Genomic DNA, 23,175 nt, shown 5'->3' on the forward strand with positions numbered 1-23,175 from the left:
GGCTGCGGTGCGATCGTGCGCTCCTCGGATGCCGCGGTCGCCGCGGCCCGCGTCCCCTCCGGGGACGCCCGGTGTTCGCCGGGAGTTCATCCACCGCTCGAGCGCCGTTCGGCGAACCGCCGGGCCAGGTGCCGCCCGCGGGGCTGCGACACTGGGCGGGACGCGAATTCCGCGGTGTCCGGCTGCCGCCGGAGGGGACGGTTCCGGGCGCCGCGCAGAACCGGCCGGCGGCGTGGTTGCGCAGCCGGCCTTGGAGGACGCATGGCGGAGGGCACGATCGGGGGACATCGCGGTGGTGGGTCCGAGGTCGACATCAACCGCGCGGACCCCGAGCACCGGCGGTGGGTCGTCGACGCGGTGGCCAGGATCAAGGCCGAGGAGAACCGCTCCTCCGACACGCACCTGCTGTCCGTGCCGCTGCCGGCCGAGTGGGGCGTGGACCTCTACCTCAAGGACGAGTCGACGCACCCGACCGGTTCGCTGAAGCACCGCCTGGCCCGCTCGCTGTACCTGTACGGGCTGTGCAACGGGTGGATCCGCCGCGGTCGCCCGGTCATCGAGGCCTCCAGCGGGTCGACCGCGGTCTCCGAGGCGTACTTCGCGCAGCTCATCGGCGTGCCGTTCATCGCCGTCATGGCCAAGGGCACCAGCCGCAACAAGATCGAGCTGATCGAGCTCTACGGCGGGAAGTGCCACTTCACCGACCGCGCGAGCGAGGTCTACGACGCGGCGGTGCGGCTGGCCGCCGAAACCGGCGGCCACTACATGGACCAGTTCACCTACGCCGAGCGCGCCACGGACTGGCGCGGCAACAACAACATCGCCGAGTCGCTGTTCGCGCAGATGTCGGCCGAGCGCCACCCGGAACCGGACTGGATCGTGGCCACCGCGGGCACCGGCGGAACCTCGGCCACCCTGGCCCGCTACGTCACCTACACCGGGCGGCACACCGGCCTCTGCGTGGCCGATCCGGAGAACTCGGCGTTCCTGCCGGCGTGGGAGTCGGCCGATCCGCTGGTGACCACCGAGGTGGGTTCGCGCATCGAGGGCATCGGCCGCCAGCGGGTGGAGCCGAGCTTCCTCGGCACCGCGATCGACCGCATGATGCGCGTGCCGGACGCCGCCGCGATCGCGGCGATCCGCCGGTTGCAGGAGATGCTCGGCCGCCGCGCCGGCGCCTCCACCGGCACCGGGCTGTGGGCGGCGTTCCGCATCGTGGCCGAGATGCTCGCCGCGGGGCGCACCGGCAGCGTGGTCACGTTCCTCTGCGATCCGGGCGACCGCTACTTCGACAAGTACTACTCGGACGAATGGCTCGCCGCGGAGGGCATCGACATCGAACCGCCGCTGCAGCGCCTGCACTCGTTCCTGAGCAGCGGGGTCCTCGACTGAACCGCCTACCGTGCGGGGCGCGGCGTTCTTCCGTCAGCACCAACTCCTCGACTGCGGACACCGACACCCCCCGGAACCGATCGGTCACGTCCTCGCCCCGGTGATCGTGCCCGCCCTCCCCGACACCGGTGGTTTCGCTGAGGCGCGAGATGACCGCGGCAGCGCCGCCGCTGCCGCGGTCGCCTCCGATCACCTCCGGTGCGGGGGTCTATGCTGTTCGGCGGTACGAGTGGCTACTTGGTACCGCGGCACCGGTCCCGGCGCCCTCCGGGCCGGTGCTTCCAGCAGGGATTCCCGCACTCGGCGCACCGCGTCCGGGGTGCGGCTCAGGCGCCGGTCACGCGTGCTCGCGTCGAGGCCGTCCGGCTCGAAAACCTCGGCGCAGGACCACCATTCGATCCCGCCCGCCGCCATCAGAGGGCCCGCAGTCCGTCGAGGGCGCGGTGCAGCAGGGCGAGGTCCTGGAACGGCTTCGCCGGCGGGAAAGGGCTCCCCGACGCGATGGCGGGTGAGAGTTCCCCGCAAATCCACGGCGTGTCATGGCATGAGCGGTCGATCACGTGCGATCTCCCATCTCGATCTCGCCGGTGGCCTTGATCTCGCGGGTCGTCCTGATCTCGTGGATCACGTGCAGGCGCAGCTGCCGGGCGACTTCTTCCAGCTGCTGGGCCAATTCGGAGCACTCGGATTCGCCGACCTCTCCCCGCGGGGTCCGGAACGCGACGTCGTCGAGCGCCCATTGGGCCCCGCGCAGGAGCCCGGCGAGTCGTGTCCGTCGGGACGTCACCGGACCACCCCCGGAACGGGGTGCTTGTCGAGCTTGACCCGCTTGCGCCGGCGTTCGCGCTGCCTCCGCCGACGCCACTCTTCCCAGCGTTTCCGCATGATCATCTCCTTCGTAGGGTCCAGTGCCAGGAACGTGACGCTGGATCATCTGTTGTTTCCGTGAACAACCATCTGACTCCGGAGACAAATGATCAATACTTCGATCGAGTGTCGATCACATCCGAGTGGGTCGATTACGGTTGACTCATGGCCGGAGCCAACGACGGGCAGACGCCCAAAGCACGCCTTCTCGGCGCTGAGCTGCGAGAGTTGCGCGAGGACGCTGACATGACCGTGCGCGACCTGGCTGCTCAGCTGGACGTCGCGCCGGGAACCGTGTCCCGCTACGAACGCGGTGAACGTGCACCAAAGCCCGAATACGTGGCCAGGGTTCTGGGGACGCTCGGAGTCACCGGAGACAGGTACGACGAGATCATTCATTTTGCAGAGACGGCCACCGAGCCGAACATGATCGCCGACGGGTCCAAGGGACTCCATCGCCACCTCATCGAGCTCTCTGAGTTCGACCGGTCAGCTGAACGGGTGCTGCACGTGGCCCCGATCCTCGTTCCCGGCCCGATGCAGACACGTGCCTACGCCGCCGAGATGATGTCGAGCCTTCCTCCGGATCAGCGGGATGTGCGCGTCGAGCTGCGCATGGCTCGCTCCATCGCGCTCACGATTCCATCGCAGGTGGACGTGACGATCGCTGAACGAGCCCTCCGGGAACCGCTCGGCGGTGAGAAGGTCATGGCGGAGCAAGTACGGCACTTGCACGGCCTGACCCAGGAGTCGAACATCACGATCCGGGTGCTTCCTTCGCTGAAGCACTGGACTTTGGCGCATGAAGGCGCGTTCGTGCTCTACGAGTTCCCGAAGGCCTCGCCGATCGTGCACCTCGAACACTACCGAGGCCCTGCGTTCCTCTACGACGATCGGGACGTGCAGGCGTACCGCGAAGCGGCGGATAGCCTCCCGCAGGTAGCTATGAGCCCGGATGAGTCTGCCGACCTCATGGCGGAGATCGCAAAGGAACTTGAAAGGAGCTGACGTGCCTTCCCCGAGCAACTGGAGGAAGTCCAGCCGTTCCGGCGTCAACAGCAGCTGCGTGGAGGTCGGCCGTACTGACCACGGTGCGGCCGTGCGCGACACCAAGGACCGCAGCCTCGGCTACTTCACCGCTGACCGATCGCAGTGGCAGGCGTTCATCGCGGCGGTCAAGTCGGACCGCTTCGCGTGAACCGCGCGGACCGGGCGGCACCCCGGGCTTCTCGGGGTGCCGCTTCGCGCGGCCGGGATGAACTGCGCCGAAGCCCGGCGTCACCGCCTCGCCGTTCGCGCGGACGCGGGCCAGGCGCCACCCGGCCCGCCGGTGAGCCGCCGAGCAGGGCATCGACGTCGAACCGCGGTTGCAGCGCGTGGGGCGTTCCCGGGAACCGGGGCTGAGGCCGACGTCGGTCGCGGTCACATCACCGTGCCGATGTGCCAGGGGACGAACTCCTCCTCGCCGTAGCCGAGCTCCTCGCTCTTGGTCCGCTCGCCGGAGGCCACGCGCAGCACGTGCTGGAACAGCTCCTCGCCGACCTCGTCGACGGTGGCCGCGCCGTCGGTGATCCGCCCGCAGTTGACGTCCATGTCCTCGTGCATGTGCTCGTAGAGCGGGGTGTTCGTGGCCAGCTTCAGGCTCGGCACCGGCGCGCAGCCGAACGCCGAGCCGCGGCCGGTGGTGAAGCAGACGAGGTTGGCGCCGCCGGCGACCATGCCGGTCACCGACACCGGGTCGTAGCCCGGGGTGTCCATGAACACGAAACCCCGCTCGGTGACGGGTTCGCCGTACTCGACGACGTCGCGCATGGTGGTCGTGCCGGCCTTCGCCGCCGCACCCAGCGACTTCTCCAGGATCGTGGTCAGCCCGCCCGCCTTGTTGCCGGGGGAGGGGTTGTTGTCCATCGACCCGCCGTTCTTCGCGGTGTAGTCCTGCCACCAGGCGATGCGGTCGACGAGTTTCTGCGCCACGGCGGAGGAGGCGGCGCGACGCAGCAGCATGTGCTCGGCGCCGTAGATCTCCGGTGTTTCCCCGACGATGCCGGTGCCGCCCTGCTCGACGATCCGGTCGACCGCCGAGCCGAGGGCCGGGTTGGCGGTGATGCCCGAATACGCGTCGGAGCCGCCGCACTCGGCGCCGAGGACGAGTTCCGAGGCGGGCACGGTCTCCCGGCGGGCCTTGTCCGCTTCCGGCAGCATCTCGGTCATCCGGGCCACGCCTTCGCGCACCGTTTTCGTGGTACCGCCGAGCTCCTGGATCGTGCTGGTCACCACGGGCACGTCGTTGCGCATCGGCACGTCCTCGGTGAGCTTGACGATCTGGTTGTCCTCGCAGCCCAGCCCGAGCACGAGGAACCCGGCGAAGTTCGGGTGCGTGAGGTAGCCGCGCATGACGCGGCGCAGCACCTCGATGCCCTCGCCGTCCGGAGCCATGCCGCAGCCGGTCCCGTGGGTGAGGGCCACGATGCCGTCGACGTTGTCGAAGTCGTCGAGCGCGCCGGAGAAGCGCATGCGCTGGGCGATGTTCTTGGCCGCGGTGGCGGAGCAGTTCACGCTGGTGAGCACGCCGAGGAAGTTGCGCGTGCCGACCGTGCCGTCGCTGCGGCGGTAGCCCTGGAAGGTGGCGCGCTGCGCCTCGGGCAGCAGCTGCTCCGGCTGCGCTTCGACGGCGAACTCGTAGTCGCGGCGGAACTCCCGGTATTCGAGGTTGTGCTCGTGGACGTGCTCGCCGCTGGCGATGTCGGTGCTGGCGAATCCGATGATCTGCCCGTAGCGGCGGACCGGGTCGCCGGCCCGCAGGTCCCGGACGGCGATCTTGTGGCCGCGGCCGACCTCGCCGCGCGCGGTGAGGACGTCCTGGCCGACAGCGGCGGGCGCGCCGGGGGAGAGGTCCTCGGCCGCGATGGCGACGTCGTCGACGTCCCGGAGGTGGATGAGGCTGGGCGTGCTCGCGGCGGTCGACATGGCGCTCCCGTGGGATGTGCTGGTCACTGCGGGCCGGGTGCTGCGCGATGCCACGCGGTCCGACAGCGGGCTCCCGGTGCCTGCACAGGCACCGGCACCGGTGCTCGTGCGGGCACCCGCGGGTGTCCGAAATATCGGACGATTGTTGGCATCGTGAGCACGGTAGGTCCGGGCCGAGGCCGTGTCAACGCGGTGTCGTCGCGCGGTCACCGAGCGCCGGCGGGGCGCGGTGGAAGCGGATGCGCGCGAGTCCGATGGGAGGAAGGGGGCGGCGAGGGCCCTGCTGCGCTGGGAGGAAACATTTCTCGCTCAATGTTCAAACCACCCGAAGGGGGGAGGACGCGTCAGGACGGGGCGACGTCGCGGTAGGCCGCGACGAGCTGGTCCTCGGCGAGGTCGAAGTAGTCCTCCAGGGCCCGGGTCGCCTCGGCGGGGCGCCCGGCCAGCAGCAGATCGGCGATGACGCGGTTGCGCTCCAGGAAGGGCTCGTGGAACTCCCGCGGCCTGGACATCACGTGGAAGGCCAGACGCAGTTCCGCCAGCAGCTGCCGCATCGTCTCGTCCACGCGCTCGCTGCCGGCGAGCGCGGCGACAGCTTGGTGGAACCGCATGTTCGCCGTGCCCACGTCCCACCAGCGCTGCTCGGACGCGGCGCGCTGCCCTTCGGAGACCGCCGCGTCCACCGCGGCCGCCCCCTCGGCCGCGGGGTCGGCCGCGCGCAGGGCGCTCGTCTCCAGCATGCGCCGCATCCGGTAGAGGTCGATGACGTCGGCGGCGCTGAGCACGCGGACGAACACCCCGCGGTGGAACTCGTGCACGAGCAGCCGTTCGTGCACCAGCAGTCGGAACGCCTCGCGCAGCGTGTTGCGGGAGACGGCCAGCGCCCGCCCGGCGGTCTCCTCGGACAGGCGCGTGCCGGGGGCGAGCGCCCCTTCGATGATCCGCTGCCGCAGGACGTCGGCCACGCGCTCGGCGGTGCTCGTCCGATCGAGCAGGGCGCGATCGGCGGCGAGCACCTCGCCCCAGTCTCGGGTCTCGTCTCGGGTCTCGCTCCCGGTCATGGCCGACCCCCGTGTCGCTCCGCGATCTTCGTCCCGTGCAGTCTATCCACTGCGACCTATTGCAGGATTGTTGAACAATCCATTAGGTTGCCGCCCAACGTCGCACTGGGTGACGCCATCGAACCTCCTCACCACCGCAGGTGGGGACCGTGTGATCGGAGCGGCATGGGCCAGAACCTCTCCACGCGCACAGCCCGGCGGGCAGGCGGCCGCGGGGCGATGCTCGGCGCGGTCTTCCTCATGGCCACCAGCGCCATCGGCCCCGGATTCCTGACGCAGACGACCGAGTTCACCGTGCAGCTCGGCGCGGCGTTCGCCTTCGCCGTCCTCGTGTCCATCCTCGTCGACATCGCGGTGCAGCTGAACGTCTGGCGCGTCATCGGCGTCTCGGGACTGCGCGCGCAGGACCTCGGCAACCGGGTGCTGCCGGGGCTGGGTTACGCGATGGCCGCGCTCGTCGTCTTCGGCGGCCTCGTGTTCAACATCGGCAACGTCTCCGGCACCGCCCTCGGGCTCGACGCGCTGTTCGGCCTCAACGTCAAGATCGGCGGTGCGGTCTCCGCGCTGATCGCCATCGGCATCTTCCTCAGCCGCCGCGCCGGGGTGGCCATGGACCGCATCGTCGTGGCCCTCGGCGGCGCGATGATCCTGCTGACCCTGTACGTCACCGCCTCCTCCGCCCCGCCGGTCGGCGAGGCGCTGCACCAGTCGGTGCTGCCCGAGCAGGTCGACTTCCTCGCCATCACCACGCTCATCGGTGGCACCGTCGGCGGTTACATCACCTACGCCGGCGCGCACCGCATCGTCGACGCCGGTCTGACCGGCCCCGACCGGGTCACCGAGGTCAGCCGCAGCTCCGTGGTGTCGCTGCTGGTCACCGGCGTGATGCGGATCGTGCTGTTCCTCGCCATCCTCGGCGTCGTCGCCGGCGGGGCCACGCTGACCGGCGGAAACCCCACCGCCGCGGCCTTCGGGCACGCTGCGGGCGAGGCCGGCGCGCGGCTGTTCGGCGTCATCCTCTGGGCCGCCAGCCTCACCTCCGTCGTCGGCGCCTCCTACACCTCCGTGTCGTTCCTCGTGACGTTCTCGCCGAAGCTCTCCGCCGCGCGGAACTGGCTCATCGGCGCGTTCATCGCCGTGTCCGCGGCGGTGTTCCTGCTGCTCGACCAGGCCCCGAAAACGCTGCTCGTGCTGGCCGGGGCGGTCAACGGCCTCATCCTGCCCGTCGGGTTCGGCGTGCTCATGTGGATCGCGCTGCGGCGCACCGACCTGCTCGGCGGTTACCGCTACCCGCGGTGGCTGCTCGTGATCGGCGTGCTGGCCTGGCTGCTGACGGTGTACCTGGGGGCGAACTCGTTGTCCGGAATCGCGGAGCTGTGGAGCTGACATGGACCTCAACGCCGATCTCGCCGAAGGCTTCGGCCGCTGGGAACTGGGCGATGACGACGCCCTGCTGGGCATCGTCACCAGCGCCAACGTGGCCTGCGGCTTCCACGCCGGGGACCCGTCGGTCATCCGCCGCGCGGTCGAGCGCGCCGCCGCCGGGGGCGTCGCCGTCGGCGCGCAGGTCAGCTACCGCGACCTCGCCGGCTTCGGCCGCCGCTTCATCGACATGCCCCCGGCCGAGCTCACCGACGACGTGCTCTACCAGCTCGGCGCGGTCGCCGGCTTCGCCCGCGTGGCCGGAACCGAGCTGCGCTACGTCAAACCGCACGGGGCGCTGTACAACGCGATCGTGCGGCACGCCGAGCAGGCCGCCGCGCTCGTCGACGCCGTGCGCGCGTTCGACCCCGGCCTGGCGGTGCTCGGCCTGCCCGGGTCCGAATGGCTCGACCAGGCCGAACGCGCGGGCCTGCGGGTGCACCGCGAGGCCTTCGCCGACCGCGCCTACACCCCCGAAGGCGCGCTGGTGCCCCGGCGCGAGGAGGGGGCGGTGCTGCACGACCCCGGACGCATCGCCGACCGGTGCGTCCGCCTCGCCCGCGGCGAGCCCATCGAAGCCGTCGACGGCACGGAGATCACCGCGCAGCCCGACTCGATCTGCGTGCACGGCGACAGCCCCGACGCGGTGGCCATCGCCCGCGCGGTGCGGGACCGCCTCGCCGCGGCGGGGGTGCCGCTGCGCCCGTTCGCACCGGAATCCCGGTGAGGCCGCCGATGCGTTTCCTGCCCTGCGCCGACTCCGGGCTGCTCGTGGAGCTCGACGACCTCGACCAGGTGCACGCGCTCTACACCGCGCTCGCAGCCGACCCGCCCGCCGGAGTGACCGACCTGGTGCCCGCCGCGCGCACGCTGCTGCTGCACCTCGACCCGCGCACCGCGGACGCGGCCGCCGTCGAGCGCGCCGTGCGCGCCACCCGGCCCGCAGGCGGGTGGCGGCGCACCGCGGACGTGCTGCAGGTGCCCGTGGTCTACGACGGCGCGGACCTCGCCGAAGTCGCCCGGCTGACCGGGCTGGCCGAGCGCGACGTCGTCGACCGGCACACCGCCACCGAGTGGACCGTCGCCTTCGGCGGCTTCGCCCCCGGGTTCGGCTACCTCGCCGGGCAGGACTGGCGGCTGGCGGTGCCGCGCCGCACCGAGTCCCGCACCCGCGTGCCCGCGGGCGCGGTCGGCCTCGCCGGGGAGTTCAGCGGCATCTACCCGCGCGAATCCCCCGGCGGCTGGCAGCTCATCGGCCGCACCGACCTCCAGGTCTGGTGCGTCGACCGGGACCCGCCCGCGCTGCTGCGGCCGGGCGTGCGCGTGCGGTTCCAGGAGGTCCGATGAGCGAGCTGGAAGTGCTCTCGACCGGTCCGCTGGCCACGGTGCAGGACCTCGGACGGCCCGGGCTGGGCCACATCGGCGTCGGCACCTCCGGCGCCGCCGACCGCGGTGCGTTGCGCCTGGCCAACCGGCTGCTGGCGAACCCGGAGGGCGCGGCGGCCGTCGAGGTCACCCTCGGCGGTTTGGAACTGCTGGCCCGCGGCCCGGTCACGGTGGCGCTGACCGGTGCGCCCTGCCCGCTCAGCGTCGACGGGCGCGGCGCCGCGATGCACGCGGTGCTGCGGCTCGACGCCGGCAGCACCCTGCGGCTCGGCCGGCCCGAGCGCGGCCTGCGCACCTACCTGGCCGTGCGCGGCGGGATCGCGGTCGAGCCGGTGCTCGGCTCGCGCTCCACCGACGTGCTCGCCGGGCTCGGGCCGGAACGGCTCGCCGCGGGCGCGCTGCTGCCGGTCGGGCCGGCCCCGGCCGCGTTCCCGTGCGTGGAGCAGGCGCCGGTGCCCGGACCCGCGGACGGGGTGCTCGAGCTGCGCGCGGTGCCCGGCCCGCGAGCCGACTGGTTCACCGCGGACGCGCTGCGCGTGCTGTTCGGCGCGGAGTACGCGGTCACCGCCGACAGCGACCGGATCGGCATGCGGTTGTCCGGGCCGCAGCTGACCCGCAGCTGCGGCGGGGAGCTGCCCAGCGAAGGCATGGTCGCCGGTGCGCTGCAGGTGCCGCCGTCCGGCACGCCCACGCTGTTCCTGGCCGACCACCCGGTCACGGGCGGATACCCGGTCATCGCCGTCGTGCCCGCGGCCGACGTCGACCGGGCGGCGCAGGCCCGGCCGGGCCAGGCGGTGCGGTTCCGCCGCGCCGGTGGAGGAGCACCGGGGCCGGCCCCGGTGGGGAAGGAGGAGCGATGACGGCGCCGGAGGCGATGACACCGCGGGAGGCGCGGGAAGCGTTCCGCGCGGGCCTGCGCGCGCCCACGGCCGGCTACAGCGCCGGCCGGGCGCAGGCGAACCTGCTGGCCGTGCCGCGCGAGCACGCCTACGACTTCCTGCTGTTCGGGCAGCGCAACCCGCGGTCGTGCCCGATCATCGACGTCACCGAACCGGGCGCGGTCCGGGCGGAGTCCTTCGCCGGGGACCTGCGCACGGACCTGCCCGCCTACCGCGTGTACTCCGACGGGCAGCTGGTCGAGGAGCGCGGCGAGGTCGTCGAGCTGTGGCGGGACGACCTCGTCGCCTTCCTCGTCGGGTGCAGCTTCACCTTCGAGTCCGCGCTGCTCGCCGCCGGCGTCGAGGTGCGGCACCTGCGGGCCGGGTGCAACGTGCCGATGTACCGCACGAACCGCCGCTGCCGGCCCGCCGGCGGCCTCGCCGGGCCCGTGGTGATGTCGATGCGGCCGGTCCCGGCCGAGCAGGTGGCCACCGCGGTGCGGGTCACGGCCCGCTACCCGGCGGTGCACGGCGCCCCGCTGCACGTCGGCGACCCGGAGCAGCTGGGCATCACCGACCTGGACCGGCCCGACTTCGGTGATCCGGTGGAGGTGCGCCCGGGCGAGATCCCGGTGTTCTGGGGCTGCGGCGTCACCCCGCAGGCGGCGGTGATGGACTCGCGGCCGTCCTTCGCGATCGCGCACGCGCCCGGGCACATGGCGATCACCGACGAGGCCGACAGCGCGTTCCTCGTGCCCTGAGCCCGCGCGTGCCCGTGATCGGGTGAATCGCCCGATCTGTGGTGTGCGTGCCCGCTCCGTCCCGTGTTGACTGCCCCGAGATCAGCACGAGGGGTGGCGGAGGTGCGCGTGAGCACGCGAGCGGAGCGGTGGCGCCGGGCGGTGGCCGCGGCGAGCGCGGTACTGGTGGGCACGACGCTGGCGACGGCCTCGGCCGGCGCCCGGGAGGGTCCCGCACCGCAGCCCGGCGCGGTGCCCGAGGTGCAGTGGGGCACCTGCGCCCCGGAGGAGCTGGAACCGGTGCCGCCGGGCGAGCGCGACCGGTACGAGTGCGCGCGGTACCCGGTGCCGCTGGACCACAACGCCCCGGAGCGCGGCAGCGTCGACCTCGCGCTCATGCGGCGGAAGGCCGCCGACCCCGAGCGCCGGATCGGTTCGCTGTTCGTCAACCCCGGAGGACCGGGCGGTTCCGGCTACACGATGCCCACCCAGGCGGGGAAGTGGCTCGACGACCGGGTGCTCGAACGCTTCGACGTCGTCGGCTTCGACCCGCGCGGCATCGACCGCAGCACCCGGCTGCGCTGCTTCACCTCGGCCGAGCAGGCGCACGAGGTCGCCGAGCGCATCACGCCGGTGCCGGTCTCGGACGAGCGCATCGCCGAAACGCTCGGGGCCTACCGCGACCAGGGGCGGCACTGCGAGCGCAACGCGGGCGCGCTGCTGGACCACATGAGCACCGCCGACGTGGCGCGCGACCTCGACCTGCTGCGGGCCGCGGTGGGGGACCGGAAGCTGACCTACGTCGGCTTCTCCTACGGAACGCTGCTCGGCGCGACCTACCTGTCGCTGTTCGGCGAGCGCAGCCGCGCGGTCGTGCTCGACGGCAACGTGGACCCGCAGCTGCGCACCACCAACGGCGTGGAGTACGACCGGCAGCGGGCGCGCGGGTTCGAGATCGCGCTGCAGGCCTTCCTGCGCGAGTGCGACAGCTCCGGGCGGGGCTGCGCCTTCTCCGCGGGTGATCCGCGGGCGAAGTTCGACGCCATCCGCGAGGAGCTGCGGTCCGGCCCGGTCACCCTGCCGAACGGGGTGACGCTCACGCTGAGCACGTTCACGGCGGGCGTCGGCAGCGCGCTGTACGACATCGGCGACCTGGCGCCGCTGGCCGCGGACCTGCAGCTGGTGCACGAGCACCTCACCGGCGCCGCGGTCGGCCAGGCGCAGCAGCTGCGGGTGCTCGACCGCACACCGCACCGGGCGCCGTACGACGGCGGGCCCGCCGTCCCGCAGCGGGAGGAGGACTACGTCGACGACGCCTACTTCGGGGTGAACTGCACGGACAAACCGATCCCGCGGATCCCCGAGCTCGTGCCCGGCATCGCCGCGGCGTGGGAGCACGAGTCGCCGACGTTCGGCCGCTACCAGGCGTTCAGCGACGTGGCCGCCTGCTCGAACTGGCCGCGCACCGCCGACGACGCCCACCGGGGGCCGTGGCACAACAGCGCGGAGAACCCGGCGCTGGTGTTCGGCAACCGCTACGACCCCGCCACGCAGCACGCGTTCGCCGAGCGCATGGCCCACCAGCTCGGGCACGCCGACCTGGTCACCGTGAACAGCTTCGGGCACTGCATCCTCGGGCGGAGCGCGTGCGCCGACCGGATCGCCGCCGACTACCTGATCGAGCTGCGGCGGCCTGCTCCGGGGCAGACGTGCTCCTCCGACGAGCAGCCCTTCGGCGCGGCGTGAGCGGTGCGGGAGGCCCGCCGGGGCGAGGAGCGCGGACGGCGTGAGGAGCCGGAACCGGACGGGGCGAGGAGCGGGGCGGGTGCCCGCTGGCGCGGGGCTCCGGGGCACGTCTCGTCGGACCGCGGCTTCGCTCGCCGTCGCCGCGCCCGGTCGCCGGCATGCTGGGCCGCCGGAGTGCTCGGACACCGGAGTGCTCGGACACCGGCAGTGCCGGGGGAGGTGGGTGAACCCGCACGCGGTCCCCTGCCCGAGGAGAAAGAGCGGGGGACCGCGTCACGTGGGAAGGACCGGTGCGCCGGTCGCCTCTCGGCGTTGTGGCGCGACGCGGCTCCAGCCGAACGGTATTCCGCGAAGGCGATGGGTGAGGCCCGGGGGACACGGGCGCACCGGCCAGTCAGTGCAACACGGAGCCGGCGGACGCGGCATCCCGGTGCGCACGTGACACCGCCCACGTTCGGCGGTGCTCCGGGCGAACGCCTCCGTCCGGTTCCGCGAGCCCCTCGCCGCCCGAGGGGTGGACCGGGGTGCCGCTCCGGTTCGGCGGGCGGGTTTGCGGCGGGAGGGCGCCCCTGCCGGTGAGCCGCCGCGGTGCGGGCGCGGCACCCGGGGCGGCCGGCCCGCCGAAATCCTTCCCGGAGCTCTTCCGAAAATGCTGTTCCGGCCGCGGCGCAGCGTTTTTCTCGGCGGGCCGAAAGAAATGTTTTGCCGCCTCCGGAAAGCATTTTCTCCGGGTGCTGCCGTGCGATGTTTTGCATTCCTCGCAATTGCCTGTACGGTTCGTTCGCGAAAGGATTCGCGTTGCGCTCGCCGTTCGGGAAACGTGCTGCGCCGCAGGTGGTTCGGATTTCCGCGACGCAGCTGCGAGCGGCGGCGGAGGATCGGGGGCGGGTGCGAACGCGGATTCCACCCGCGGTTCGGACGAGGGGGAAACGGGCGATGTTGGCCAGCTTCGCGCTCAGCGCCGGCGCGATTTTCGTCGCAGAACTCGGCGACAAGTCGCAGTTGATGGCGATGACGTTCGCGACCCGCTACCGCGTGTGGCACGTGCTGCTCGGGATCACGCTGGCCACCGCGGTGGTGCACGCGCTGTCGGTGGTGCTCGGGTTCGGCGTCGGTCAGCTCGTGCCGGGGGACTGGGTGACGGTGCTGGCCGGGGTGGCGTTCCTCGGTTTCGCGCTGTGGACGCTGCGGGGGGATCACCTCACCGCGGAGGACCAGCGCCGCGCCCACCGCCCCGCGGTGTCGGCGCTGCTGCTGGTGACCACCGTGTTCCTGCTGGCCGAGCTGGGCGACAAGACGATGCTGGCCACGGTCACGCTGGCCACGCAGCACGACTGGTTCGGCACGTGGCTCGGCTCGACCGCGGGCATGGTGGTCGCCGACGCGCTGGCGGTCGGCGTCGGTCTCGTGCTCGGCAGGAAGCTGCCGGAGCGCGCCGTGCGCTACGGCGCCGCCGCGCTGTTCGTCCTCGCCGGGGCGTGGTTGCTGGTCAGCGGCATCACCGGCCTGGCCGCCGCCTGAGCCTCGCCCACCTGCCCCCGGGGAACATTTCCCGAGAGATGTTCCCCGGGCGCACCGCGGGATCTGCAACATCTGCAACGAGTATGTTTATGTTGCACGAGCGGTCGTTCGCGGTGAGGGGCACGATGTCGAAAACCGTCGACAAAGCGGTGCGCGCGCTGGAGGTCCTGGCCGGAGGGCCGAAGAAGATCTCCGAGCTCGCTCGCGAACTGGACGTGCACAGCTCCACCGCGCTGCGCATGCTGCAGCCCCTCGTCGACTCCGGGATGCTCGCCCGCGGGGCCGACGGCCGCTACCGGCTGGGGCTGCGCCTGGCCGACCTGGGCCAGCAGGTGCTCGAGGACATGGACCTGCGCGCGACCGCCCGGCCGCGGCTCGTGGCCCTCGCCGAGGACGTGCGCGCCACGGTGCACCTGGCGCAGCTCATCGACGAGCAGATCGTCTACGTGGACAAGATCGAGAGCTCCGCGTCGATCCGCACCTGGTCGCGCATCGGCCGGCCGGTGCCGCTGCACACCGCCGCGGCCAGCAAGGCCATCCTGGCGCGCCTGCCGGAGCGGCGCCGGGAGGAGCTGCTCGCCGCGCACAGCTTCACCCGCCACACCGAGAACACCCTCGCCGACGCCGCGGCGCTGCGCGGACACCTGCGCGGGGTCGTGGAACGCGGCTACGCCACCGACGACGCCGAGTTCGAACCGCTGGTGCACTGCGTCGGCGTGGCGGTGCCCGCCAACTCGGGTCAGGTGGCCGCTGCCGTGTCCGTGACCACCGTGCGCGCCCGCCCGGACCCCGCCGAGCAGCACGCGCTGGTCACCAAGCTGCGCGAGACCGCGGCGGCGCTCGGCGCCGAGCTCGGCACGTCCCCGCGCTAGGGGAACCCGCCCCTCCGGGCACGACGGCCGCCGGAACCGAGGAGGAGACCGTGAAGATCACCCAGCTGCGCACGTACCAGGTGCCGCCGCGTTGGCTGTTCCTGCGCATCGACACGGACGAGGGGATCGTCGGATGGGGCGAGCCTGTCGTGGAGGGCCGGGCCGGGACGGTCCGGGCGGCCGTCGACGAGCTGTCCGACTACCTCGTCGGCGCCGACCCGGGACGCGTCGAGGACCACTGGCAGGTGCTGACCAAGGGCGGTTTCTACCGCGGCGGTCCGGTGCTGTCCAGCGCGGTCGCCGGGATCGACCAGGCGTTGTGGGACATCAAGGGCAAGGCGCTCGGCGTGCCCGTGCACGAGCTGCTGGGCGGTCCGGTGCGCGACCGGATGCGCGTGTACTCCTGGGTCGCGGGCGACGAGCCCTCCGCGGCGGTCGAACACGCCGCGCAGCGCGTGGCCGAGGGCTTCTCCGCGGTGAAGATGAACGTCGCCGGGCGGATGCGGCAGCTGGAGACGACGGCGGAGATCCGCGCGGCCGTGGAACGCGCCCGCGCCGTCAAGGACGAGCTCGGCCCGCACGGCGACGTGGCCATCGACTTCCACGGCCGCGTCTCACCGCCGTTGGCGCGGCGGCTGTGCCGCGAGCTTGAACCGGTGCAGCCGCTGTTCGTCGAGGAGCCCGTGCTGCCCGAGCTGTCCGGCGAACTGCCCCGCGTCGTCGACAGCACCACCGTGCCGATCGCCACCGGCGAGCGGCTCTACTCCCGGTGGGACTTCGCCGACGTGCTGCGTTCCGGCATCGCCGTGGCGCAGCCGGACCTGTCGCACGCCGGCGGCGTCTCCGAGTGCCGCCGCATCGCCGCGCAGGCCGAGGTCCACGGCGTCGGCCTCGCCCCGCACTGCCCGCTCGGCCCGATCGCCCTGGCCGCCAGCCTGCAGGTGGACTTCGCCAGCCCGAACGCGCTGATCCAGGAGACGAGCCTGGGCATCCACTACAACCAGGGTTCGGACGTGCTCGACTACCTGGTGGCCACCGCGGTGTTCGACTACTCCGCGGGACACGTCGCGCGCCCGACCGGGCCGGGACTGGGCATCGAGGTCGACGAGGAGGCCGTGGCCGAGGCGGAGAAGCGCGCGCCGCGCTGGCGCAACCCCGTGTGGCGCCACGAGGACGGCTCGTTCGCCGAGTGGTGAGCAGGTGCGGCACCGGCCGCGGAGCGCGGCGTGCCGCGGCCGCGTAACGGCACCGCTCGCCGCTCGTTGCCGACCCGGAGGTGGCCATGACGTGGATGCTGTACGGCGTGACCGGCTACACCGGCCGGCTCGTGCTCGAGGCGGCGCTCGCCCGCGGGCACCGGCCCGTGCTGGCGGGGCGGGACGCGGCCGCGGTCGCCGCGCTGGCCGCGCCGCGCGGCCTCGACTACCGGGTGTTCGACCTGCGCGACCCCGACGCGATCGCCGCGCAGCTGTCCGGTGTGGACGCGGTCGCCCACTGCGCGGGTCCGTTCTCGGCCACCGCCGAGCCGATGGTGCGGGGGTGCCTGCGGGCGGGCGCGCACTACCTGGACATCACCGGTGAGATCGACGTGTTCGAAGCGGTCTACGCCCGCGACGAGGAGGCGCGGCGCGCCGGGGTGGTGCTGCTGCCCGGTGCGGGCATGGACGTGGTGCCCACCGACTGCCTCGGCGCGCTCGTGGCCGAGCAGGTGCCCGGGGCGCGCCGGCTGGACCTGGCCATCCGCACGAGCGGCAGGCTCAGCCCCGGCACGCTGAAGAGCGCGTGGGAGGGCGTGGCCCTCGGCGGCCGCGCCCGACTCGGCGGCGAGCTGCGCACCGTGCCGGTGGGCTGGCGGCGGCGCGACGTGGACTTCCCCTCCGGGAGGGTGCGCGTGGCCTCGCTGCCCTGGGGCGATGTCAGCTCCGCCTACCGCAGCACGGGCATCGGCGAGATCACCACCTACACGCGCTTGCCCGGTGCCGGCGGGCGCGGTGCGGCCCTGCTGCAGCGGCTGGCGGCCACCGGCCCGGTGCAGCGGCTCGGCCGCGCGGCCCTCGGCGCGCTGGTGCGCGGCCCGGACGCCGCGGCCCGGGCCCGCAGCCACCTCGAGGTCTACGCGGAGGCCAGCGCCGCGGACGGAACGGCGGTGGCCGCCACCCTGCGCGGGCCCGATCCGTACGACTTCACCGCGGACTCGCTGGTGCGGCTGCTGCAACGGCTGCTGGCCGGCGCGGCGCCCGCCGGGGCGCACACCCCGGCCACGGCGTTCGGGCACGGCTTCGTCCGCGAGCTGGACGGGGTCACCGTCTCCGACCCCGCGCCCGTGCCCGCGCCGCGCACCTGAGCTCCCGGTCCCGGCTCCGCGCGGCGCCGATGCCCCGGCCGCTCCGGCGCCGCACCGCGCCCGGCACCCGCCGGGATTCGCGAGCCGGGCAGTTGTGATCTCCGTCGCGGCCGGACCGCGCCGCTCCGCGGGCAGGTACCCTCCCCGCGGGTGATGCGCGGCGACGCGCGCGCCGACCCCGCAGCGGTGGAGCAGGCAACCGGCAGTTCGGACACGGAGGACGGTGTGAAACCGAAGAAGGTCGCAGGAATCGTGGTGCTCGTGCTGGTGGGCTACGCGGTGTTCACCAACCCCGTCGGGTCCGCGGACATGGTCGGCGGCGTCGGCGGGTGGCTGCAGGGCTCGGCCGAGTCCGTGATCACGTTCATGCAGAACCTCGCCGGCTGATCTGCTACTCCAGCCCGGTGCGCAGGTCCTCCAGCAGCTCCGGCAGCACCGCCTCCTCCGCCGCGGTGCGCCCCGCGGTGCCCAGCAGCTCGGACAGCTGCGGATCCCACGGGGTCGCCACCGGCTGCCCGGACAGCACGCCGAGGTCGCGGCGCTCGGCCGCGGCCCGGTCGAGCGCGGCGCGGTAGTCGGCGGACCCGAGCCGCCACGGCTGCGCCCCCTCGGCGTGCAGCGCGGCGGCGACGCGCAGGCCGGCCCAGTCGAAGTCGGCGTGCACCCGCACCCGGGCGCCCGCGGTGAACAGGCGGCGCAGCAGCTCCTGCGCGGCGGGCGAGCTGCCGTCGTCCACGGCCACGAGCGGGTGGTGCACCCCGGCGGCGAGCGCGGCTTCGAGCACCCGCGGGTTCTCGCACACCGCCACCGGCGTCCCGGGGGCCACGAGCGGGTCCGGCGCGGCCCGCAGGTCCGCCAGCGTCACGTGCGACGGCGCGCCTGCGCGGGCGCGCGGCGCCGCCATCTCGGCGGACTCCCACGGCAGCGCCCAGCACAGCACCGTGTCGCTCACCCCGTCGGAGGCGACGCGGGCGTGCCCCCAGACCGCCCGGCGCTCCCGCTCGCTCGACGGTGCCGCCAACCCGTGGGCCTCGGCCAGGCCGCGCAGCACCACGCGGCTCAGCGCGGTTCCCTCGTCGAGCAGGTCGGCCGCCCCGGCGCGCGCGGCGAGCTCGGCGCGCCAGGTCCAGCCCCGCCGCGCCGGATCGCCCGCGGTCTCGGCGAGCACCGCGGCGGCCTGCCGGGCCACGGCCTCCTGGTCGTCCTCGGCGACGCGGCCGAACTGGCACACCCAGGTGCACCAGGTCGCGGCCCATGCGGTGTGCTCGAGCCCGTGCGCGGCCAGGGCCCGGCGGAACGCCTCGTACTGGGCGGCGTGGCGCTGCTCGGCCAGGGCCTCGGCGGAGTCGGCCCGCTGCACCGGCGAGTCGTGCAGGATCTCCACGACCTCGCGCAGTCCCAGGCCGAACCTGCTCGCCCGCACCGCTGCGTCCAACTTGGACACGTTGATGCGGGTGCCGTGCCCCCACAGCGGGCGGCCGTAGAGCTCGCCCACCGCTCGGCGCGTCTCGTCGTCCGGCAGCTCCAGCCGGAACGTCGGTGGTGCGGAGGGTGATTCCAGCGCCTCGCGGGCGCGCTGCCACAACCCGCGCAGCGGTGCGATGTCCCATTCGGCCCGCAGGTCCTGCTCGATGCCCATCGCCCCCAGGGTACGGGCCCGCCTCACCAGTCGGAGCGCTCGATCGCCCGCCCGTGCTCCCGGTCTGCGCGGGACGGGCTCGCCCTCTGCCCCGGGAGGAGCCGTTCACCACTCGGAGCGCTCGATCGCCCGCCCGTCCCACGTGGTGTGCGTGCAGGCGATGCCGTGCCCGCTGCGCGGGCGCAGCACGTCGTAGATGTGCATCCGCGGGATCTTCGGCGACACGCCCCAGCCGCTCGGCCAGGTGATCAGCCAGTCCATGTCCAGGTCCACGAGCAGTTCCAGCATCCGCGCCACGGTCGGCTCGTCGAGCCGCTCGAAGGCCTCGTCCAGCAGCACCAGCCGCAGCGGCCGCAGGTCCGCCGCCGAGACGCTCACCGCGTCGTAGAACGCGGCCGCCGCGGCGAACAGCGTCACGTAGGAGATCAGCCGCGTCTCCCCGGAGGACAGCTGCCGCAGCCGCCGCACCCGGGCCGAGCCGTCCGGGGCGGTGTCGCGCACCCGCACGGTGAAGGTGAACCACGACCGGTAGTCCAGCGCCCGCCCCAGGACCTCCGCGTAGCCGCCCGCGGCACTGTCCCGTTCGGACTCGATGAGCTTGGTGAACACGCGGCGCAGCAGGGCGTCCTCGTCCTGCCCGCGCTCCGCGGCCGGGGTGCGGACCGCGTCGATGGCCCGGCGGAGATCGTCGTCCAGCGCCGTCGACGGGCGCCAGTCCAGCTGCACGTGCACGCCCTGGCTGGAGCGGGCGCCCTCCAGGACCTCGTTCATCCGGTGGCACAGCCGCTCCGCCGTGGAGATCTGGCCGCGCAGCCGGTCGGCGAGATCGCGGATGAGGTAGTCGGCGAAGATCGACTGGTAGCGCTCGTTGAGGTAACCGCGCTGCTCGGCGAGGCGCTCGGCGATGCGCAGCGCCGCCTCCGCCACCGGCTGCGGCCCCTCGTCGCCGGTGATCGTCACCGTGAGCACCCCGCCCCGCTCACCGGCGGCGATGTCGTAGCCCCCGCTCAGCGACTGCTGCAGCGCCTGCACCCGGTTGAGCACCGTCGCCTCGGAGGCCGAGCGCCGCGAGGCCGCCAGCAGCGCCTCGACGGCCTGCTCCGGCTCCGGTGCGGCCTGCGGCTCGGCGGTCCCCGCCTCGTCCTGCGGGGTGAACGCCGCCGTCCACAGCCCCGGGGTGCGCAGGGCGGCGCGCAACGACTCGAGCGCCTCCTCCGCCGCCGCCTCGCGGCCCTCGAGCTGGGAGTGCTTGTGCTGCAACTCGGTCTCCCAGCGCGCCGCCGACTCGCGCAGCGCGCTGACCTTCTCCCGCTGCTCGGGCAGGCGCCGCCGCAGCTCGCCGCGCTCGGCCTCCAGCTCGGCGAGCTTGCCGCCGATGTCCTGCGTCTCGTCGGCCAGCGCGGTGGTGAGCTCGGCCAGCCCGGACTCCTGCTCGGCGTGCTCGGCGCAGCGCTGCTCGGCCTGGGTCTCGGCCTCCATCCGGTCGGCCACCGCGGCGTCGTGCCGCAGCAGCAGGTCGTGCAGCTCGGACGCGGTGTGCAGGCAGCGCGAATCGACCGTGGTGCGCAGCGACTCGATCACGGACACCGCTTCGGTGGCCGCGCGGTGCGCCTGCTCCAGCGCGCCCGTCTCGGAGGGCAGGTCCGCCTGCGAGGCCTCCTGCACCAGCTCGGCGTGCTCGGCCTGCCACCGCCGCTCGGCCTGCTCGTGCTCCTGGCGCAGATCGGTCGCCGCCGTCCCGGTCGACTCCACCGCCTCCCGCGCTCCGTCCAGCTTGGCGTGCGCCGTCAGCAGCTCGTCGTCGTCCGGGAAGGACTCGACGTGCTGCTCTAGGCGGGTCACGTGCTCGCTGACCTCGCGGTGCTGCCGCTCCGCCGCGCCGATGTCCTCGCGCAGCCGGGCCAGGTCCTCCTCGAGCTGCGCGATGCGCCGCGTGCGCGCGTCCTGCCGGGCGCCGGCACCGACGAACTCCGCCGCCCCCTTCGGGCAGGCGCCGGAGAGCACCCCGGCGCGCCAACTGCCGTCGGTGCCGAGCACGAGGCCCGCCGCGGCGTCCCCGGCCGAGGAGGCCACGCCCACGCGGGCGAGCAGCTCCGCGACCCGCTCCGCCGGCACGGGACCGTCCCCTCCGGACACCGGTGCGAGCGCGGTGTCCAGCCCCGTCCAGCTGCGCTCGCCCCGCTCGGTGGCGACCAGGTCCGGCCCGCCGTGCAGCGCGCCGTCCGCGGTCACCCACGCGGTCAGCAGCCCGCTGCCGGTCAGCGCGCCCTCCAACCCGGCGCGGGCCGCCGCGTCGAGGTCCGCGCGGAACTCGACCAGCTCGTAGAAGGCCCGGCCCGCGCGCGGGTCCCGCTCGGCCGTGGCCCACCGCGGGCGCTCCGGCGCGCGCTCGGAGCCGGAGCGCAGGTCGGCCAGCTCGTCCTCCCACGTGCGGGCCTGCACGTACAGCTCGGCGATGTGCTGCTCCAACCCCGACACGTGCTGCCGCTGCCGGTTCACCCGCGGGCGGGACCACTCGCGGGCGCGGTCGCGCGCCTGCCGCGCCACCGCGCGGTCGCCCAGCACGTCGTCCACCGCGGGCGGTTCCGGCGCGTCCTCGGCCCCGCCGTCGGGCCACTCGGCGATCCACTTGCGGACCTGCTCGACCCACACGGCCGCCGCCGTGGCCAGGTCCTGCTCGACCTGGTTGCGCCGCCCCACCGCGTCCGTCGCGGTCAGCTGCGCCTGCCGGGCCCGCCGCTGCAGCTCGACGACCCCGTCCCGCTCGCCGTCCAACCGCCGGGCGCGCTCGTGCAGGCTCAGCGCCAGCGCGGCGCGCTCCCGCGCGGCCTCGGCGGCCTGCTGCGTGCCACCGGTGACGGTGCGGAAGGAGGTGGCCAGCGCGTCCGCGTCCGGCCGCGGCGGGTGGAGCCGGTCCACCTCCAGCAGTTCGCCCTCGGCCTCGACCGCGGTGCGCGCAGTCACGCGTTCGGTCTCCGCCTCCGCTGCGGCCACCGCCGGCGGACGCGGTACCAGCTCACCGCCCAGCCCGGCCGCCCGCAGGCAGTGCGCGGCGTGCTCGGCGCGCTCGCCCGCGGCCTCGGCGTCGGTGGCCAGCCGCCGCAGCATGCCCACCACCGACTCGGCCGACCGGTTCTCCTGCGCGCGGTGCTTGCTCGCCGTGTCCAGCGCGGTGATCGCCGCCGCCCGCGCGCTGCCGACGAGGCGCTCCCGGTCGCGGACGCCCTGCAGTTCCCGGTAGGCCGGGTGCGCCTGCAGCGCGTCGATGCTCGACTCCAGCTCGCCGTCGCGCTGCTCGAGCTCGGCGACGGTCCCCTCGGCCGCGGTCCGCTCGCGGCGCTGCTCGGCGCACGTCCGCTCCAGCTCGGCGATCTCGCCGCGCAGCCTGCGCAGCTTCTCCCGGGTGTCGCGCACCCCCTGCGCGCGGTCCTGCAGCACGCCGAGGGCGTAGGAGGAGTAGGTCGTCAGGAACGCGCGCAGCGCCCGGTCCGACTCGGTCAGACCGAGGATGTTCTCCCGGATCGACTCGAGGTCGTCGAACGAGGTGGCCAGCCGCTCCACCAGCGCCGGGTCCAGCGGCGGCAGGGCGTCGGAGAGGATGTTCTCCAGCTGGCCCTCCAGCACCTTCAGCCCCACGTCCGGGTTGCGCAGCGTGCGCTGCAGGTGCAGCAGGTCGCCGTAGCGGGCGGCGGGCATGCCGTAGACGGCGGCCGCCACGCGGGCGCGGAACGCCTGCTCGTCGAGCACGCAGTCCGCGCCGATCACCTCGCGCAGCTGGGCCGCGCTCAACGGCACCCGGTCGGCGGTGACCAGTTGCAGGTCGGATCCCACGCGGAGGGGCGTGATGAACCGCCACGAATCGCTGACCGCCTGCGAGGTCTTCGAGGCCTTCACCCCGACGCCGCAGGTGAGGAACTCCTCCGCGCCGGTCTCGGTGACGCGGCGCAGCTCGACCCAGGCGTAGCCGACCCGGTTCGGACCGCCGGGGTACTCGTCGAGCATGAGCCGCCGCACGCTCACCGTGTCGAAGCCCTTCGACCCGAGCTGGCGCAGGTCCCCGTCGAGGCACAGCGGCAGCAGCAGCTCGAGCGTGCGCGACTTGCCCGAGCCGTTCGTGCCCTGGAAGACCCCGCGGCCGCCGGAGAGGTCGAACGTCGTCTCGGCGTACTGCCAGATGTTCACGATCCCGCCCCGGTGCAGGCGCCACCGGTCCGCCCGGAGGTCCCCGGCGGCCGGTGCCCCCGCGTCGGGGCGCTCGTGGGCGATCGACACCGGATCTGGGCTCACCGTGCCTCCAATCGGTGGAAGCCCCGGCGTTCACGCCGGGGAGGAGTCGATCC

The 23,175-nt window shown here is 73.8% G+C and carries 19 protein-coding genes; 14 read left to right on the forward strand and 5 right to left on the reverse strand.

Annotation, left to right across the window (positions count from 1 at the left end):
• Positions 1-261: 261 nt before the first annotated feature.
• Positions 262-1,392 carry a PLP-dependent cysteine synthase family protein gene (locus ACYVJE_RS20145; protein WP_461145679.1) on the forward strand — a complete coding sequence of 377 codons (1,131 nt, stop codon included), beginning with the start codon at positions 262-264 and terminating at the stop codon, positions 1,390-1,392.
• Between the two features lie 556 nt (positions 1,393-1,948).
• Here the strand turns inward: ACYVJE_RS20145 and ACYVJE_RS20150 are convergent.
• A complete protein-coding gene (locus ACYVJE_RS20150; protein WP_459158891.1) occupies positions 1,949-2,179 on the reverse strand; it encodes a hypothetical protein in 231 nt (76 codons plus the stop codon).
• Positions 2,180-2,424: 245 nt separating this feature from the next.
• Here ACYVJE_RS20150 and ACYVJE_RS20155 point away from each other — a divergent pair, with 245 nt between their 5' ends.
• Both ACYVJE_RS20155 and ACYVJE_RS20160 read left to right on the forward strand, forming a co-directional pair.
• Complete coding sequence (locus ACYVJE_RS20155) at positions 2,425-3,267, forward strand: helix-turn-helix domain-containing protein (RefSeq protein ID WP_461145680.1); 843 nt, start codon at positions 2,425-2,427, stop codon at positions 3,265-3,267.
• Position 3,268: 1 nt separating this feature from the next.
• Positions 3,269-3,457, forward strand: a complete 189-nt coding sequence (locus tag ACYVJE_RS20160; protein ID WP_461145681.1) for a DUF397 domain-containing protein — start codon at positions 3,269-3,271, stop codon at positions 3,455-3,457.
• A 224-nt stretch (positions 3,458-3,681) separates the two neighbouring features.
• Here the strand turns inward: ACYVJE_RS20160 and ACYVJE_RS20165 are convergent, their stop codons facing one another.
• Both ACYVJE_RS20165 and ACYVJE_RS20170 read right to left on the reverse strand, forming a co-directional pair.
• The gene (locus tag ACYVJE_RS20165; RefSeq protein WP_461145682.1) at positions 3,682-5,226 is read right to left on the reverse strand and encodes a UxaA family hydrolase; all 1,545 of its coding nucleotides are present in this window, start codon (positions 5,224-5,226) and stop codon (positions 3,682-3,684) included.
• 344 nt (positions 5,227-5,570) lie between these two features.
• Entirely contained in the window at positions 5,571-6,287 is a 717-nt protein-coding gene (locus ACYVJE_RS20170; RefSeq protein WP_461145683.1) for a GntR family transcriptional regulator, read from the reverse strand.
• A gap of 165 nt (positions 6,288-6,452) precedes the next feature.
• Here ACYVJE_RS20170 and ACYVJE_RS20175 point away from each other — a divergent pair, with 165 nt between their 5' ends.
• From ACYVJE_RS20175 to ACYVJE_RS20225, 11 genes are all read left to right on the forward strand, one after another.
• The gene (locus ACYVJE_RS20175) at positions 6,453-7,673 is read left to right on the forward strand and encodes an NRAMP family divalent metal transporter (RefSeq protein WP_461145684.1); all 1,221 of its coding nucleotides are present in this window, start codon (positions 6,453-6,455) and stop codon (positions 7,671-7,673) included.
• A gap of 1 nt (position 7,674) precedes the next feature.
• Positions 7,675-8,436 carry a LamB/YcsF family protein gene (locus ACYVJE_RS20180; protein WP_461145685.1) on the forward strand — a complete coding sequence of 254 codons (762 nt, stop codon included), beginning with the start codon at positions 7,675-7,677 and terminating at the stop codon, positions 8,434-8,436.
• Between the two features lie 8 nt (positions 8,437-8,444).
• Positions 8,445-9,056 (forward strand): 5-oxoprolinase subunit B family protein, encoded by a 612-nt coding sequence (locus tag ACYVJE_RS20185; RefSeq protein ID WP_461145686.1) that lies wholly within the window; start codon positions 8,445-8,447, stop codon positions 9,054-9,056.
• A complete protein-coding gene (locus ACYVJE_RS20190) occupies positions 9,053-9,955 on the forward strand; it encodes a 5-oxoprolinase subunit C family protein (RefSeq protein ID WP_461145687.1) in 903 nt (300 codons plus the stop codon). Before ACYVJE_RS20185 ends, ACYVJE_RS20190 begins: the two co-directional genes overlap by 4 nt.
• Positions 9,956-9,969: 14 nt before the next feature.
• Entirely contained in the window at positions 9,970-10,734 is a 765-nt protein-coding gene (locus tag ACYVJE_RS20195; RefSeq protein WP_461145718.1) for a putative hydro-lyase, read from the forward strand.
• A gap of 108 nt (positions 10,735-10,842) precedes the next feature.
• Positions 10,843-12,459 (forward strand): alpha/beta hydrolase, encoded by a 1,617-nt coding sequence (locus tag ACYVJE_RS20200; RefSeq protein WP_461145688.1) that lies wholly within the window; start codon positions 10,843-10,845, stop codon positions 12,457-12,459.
• 936 nt (positions 12,460-13,395) lie between these two features.
• Positions 13,396-13,980 carry a TMEM165/GDT1 family protein gene (locus ACYVJE_RS20205; RefSeq protein WP_461145689.1) on the forward strand — a complete coding sequence of 195 codons (585 nt, stop codon included), beginning with the start codon at positions 13,396-13,398 and terminating at the stop codon, positions 13,978-13,980.
• Between the two features lie 125 nt (positions 13,981-14,105).
• Entirely contained in the window at positions 14,106-14,852 is a 747-nt protein-coding gene (locus tag ACYVJE_RS20210; protein ID WP_461145690.1) for an IclR family transcriptional regulator, read from the forward strand.
• Between the two features lie 50 nt (positions 14,853-14,902).
• Positions 14,903-16,048 (forward strand): galactonate dehydratase, encoded by a 1,146-nt coding sequence (dgoD, locus tag ACYVJE_RS20215; protein ID WP_461145691.1) that lies wholly within the window; start codon positions 14,903-14,905, stop codon positions 16,046-16,048.
• An 86-nt stretch (positions 16,049-16,134) separates the two neighbouring features.
• On the forward strand, positions 16,135-17,196 hold the full coding sequence (locus ACYVJE_RS20220; protein ID WP_461145692.1) for a saccharopine dehydrogenase family protein: 1,062 nt from the start codon (positions 16,135-16,137) through the stop codon (positions 17,194-17,196).
• A 150-nt stretch (positions 17,197-17,346) separates the two neighbouring features.
• Positions 17,347-17,583: a hypothetical protein gene (locus ACYVJE_RS20225; RefSeq protein ID WP_461145693.1), complete on the forward strand. Its 237-nt coding sequence runs from the start codon at positions 17,347-17,349 to the stop codon at positions 17,581-17,583.
• A gap of 4 nt (positions 17,584-17,587) precedes the next feature.
• On the opposite strand, the gene ACYVJE_RS20230 is transcribed toward ACYVJE_RS20225, so the two are convergent.
• Both ACYVJE_RS20230 and ACYVJE_RS20235 read right to left on the reverse strand, forming a co-directional pair.
• Positions 17,588-18,835: a DUF2399 domain-containing protein gene (locus ACYVJE_RS20230; protein ID WP_461145694.1), complete on the reverse strand. Its 1,248-nt coding sequence runs from the start codon at positions 18,833-18,835 to the stop codon at positions 17,588-17,590.
• A gap of 105 nt (positions 18,836-18,940) precedes the next feature.
• Positions 18,941-23,122: a TIGR02680 family protein gene (locus ACYVJE_RS20235; RefSeq protein ID WP_461145695.1), complete on the reverse strand. Its 4,182-nt coding sequence runs from the start codon at positions 23,120-23,122 to the stop codon at positions 18,941-18,943.
• Positions 23,123-23,175: the final 53 nt, after the last annotated feature.

Source organism: Salinifilum aidingensis (assembly GCF_054782015.1).

Excerpts from the sequence above, each read along its gene's own strand:
- ACYVJE_RS20155 (WP_461145680.1), top strand. The coding sequence starts at position 2,425 with ATGGCCGGAGCCAACGACGGGCAGACGCCCAAAGCACGCCTTCTCGGC.
- ACYVJE_RS20170 (WP_461145683.1), bottom strand. The coding sequence starts at position 6,287 with ATGACCGGGAGCGAGACCCGAGACGAGACCCGAGACTGGGGCGAGGTG.
- ACYVJE_RS20180 (WP_461145685.1), top strand. The coding sequence starts at position 7,675 with ATGGACCTCAACGCCGATCTCGCCGAAGGCTTCGGCCGCTGGGAACTG.
- ACYVJE_RS20210 (WP_461145690.1), top strand. The coding sequence starts at position 14,106 with ATGTCGAAAACCGTCGACAAAGCGGTGCGCGCGCTGGAGGTCCTGGCC.
- ACYVJE_RS20175 (WP_461145684.1), top strand. The coding sequence starts at position 6,453 with ATGGGCCAGAACCTCTCCACGCGCACAGCCCGGCGGGCAGGCGGCCGC.
- ACYVJE_RS20185 (WP_461145686.1), top strand. The coding sequence starts at position 8,445 with ATGCGTTTCCTGCCCTGCGCCGACTCCGGGCTGCTCGTGGAGCTCGAC.
- ACYVJE_RS20195 (WP_461145718.1), top strand. The coding sequence starts at position 9,970 with ATGACACCGCGGGAGGCGCGGGAAGCGTTCCGCGCGGGCCTGCGCGCG.
- ACYVJE_RS20220 (WP_461145692.1), top strand. The coding sequence starts at position 16,135 with ATGACGTGGATGCTGTACGGCGTGACCGGCTACACCGGCCGGCTCGTG.
- ACYVJE_RS20165 (WP_461145682.1), bottom strand. The coding sequence starts at position 5,226 with ATGTCGACCGCCGCGAGCACGCCCAGCCTCATCCACCTCCGGGACGTC.
- ACYVJE_RS20190 (WP_461145687.1), top strand. The coding sequence starts at position 9,053 with ATGAGCGAGCTGGAAGTGCTCTCGACCGGTCCGCTGGCCACGGTGCAG.
- ACYVJE_RS20205 (WP_461145689.1), top strand. The coding sequence starts at position 13,396 with ATGTTGGCCAGCTTCGCGCTCAGCGCCGGCGCGATTTTCGTCGCAGAA.
- ACYVJE_RS20145 (WP_461145679.1), top strand. The coding sequence starts at position 262 with ATGGCGGAGGGCACGATCGGGGGACATCGCGGTGGTGGGTCCGAGGTC.
- ACYVJE_RS20230 (WP_461145694.1), bottom strand. The coding sequence starts at position 18,835 with ATGGGCATCGAGCAGGACCTGCGGGCCGAATGGGACATCGCACCGCTG.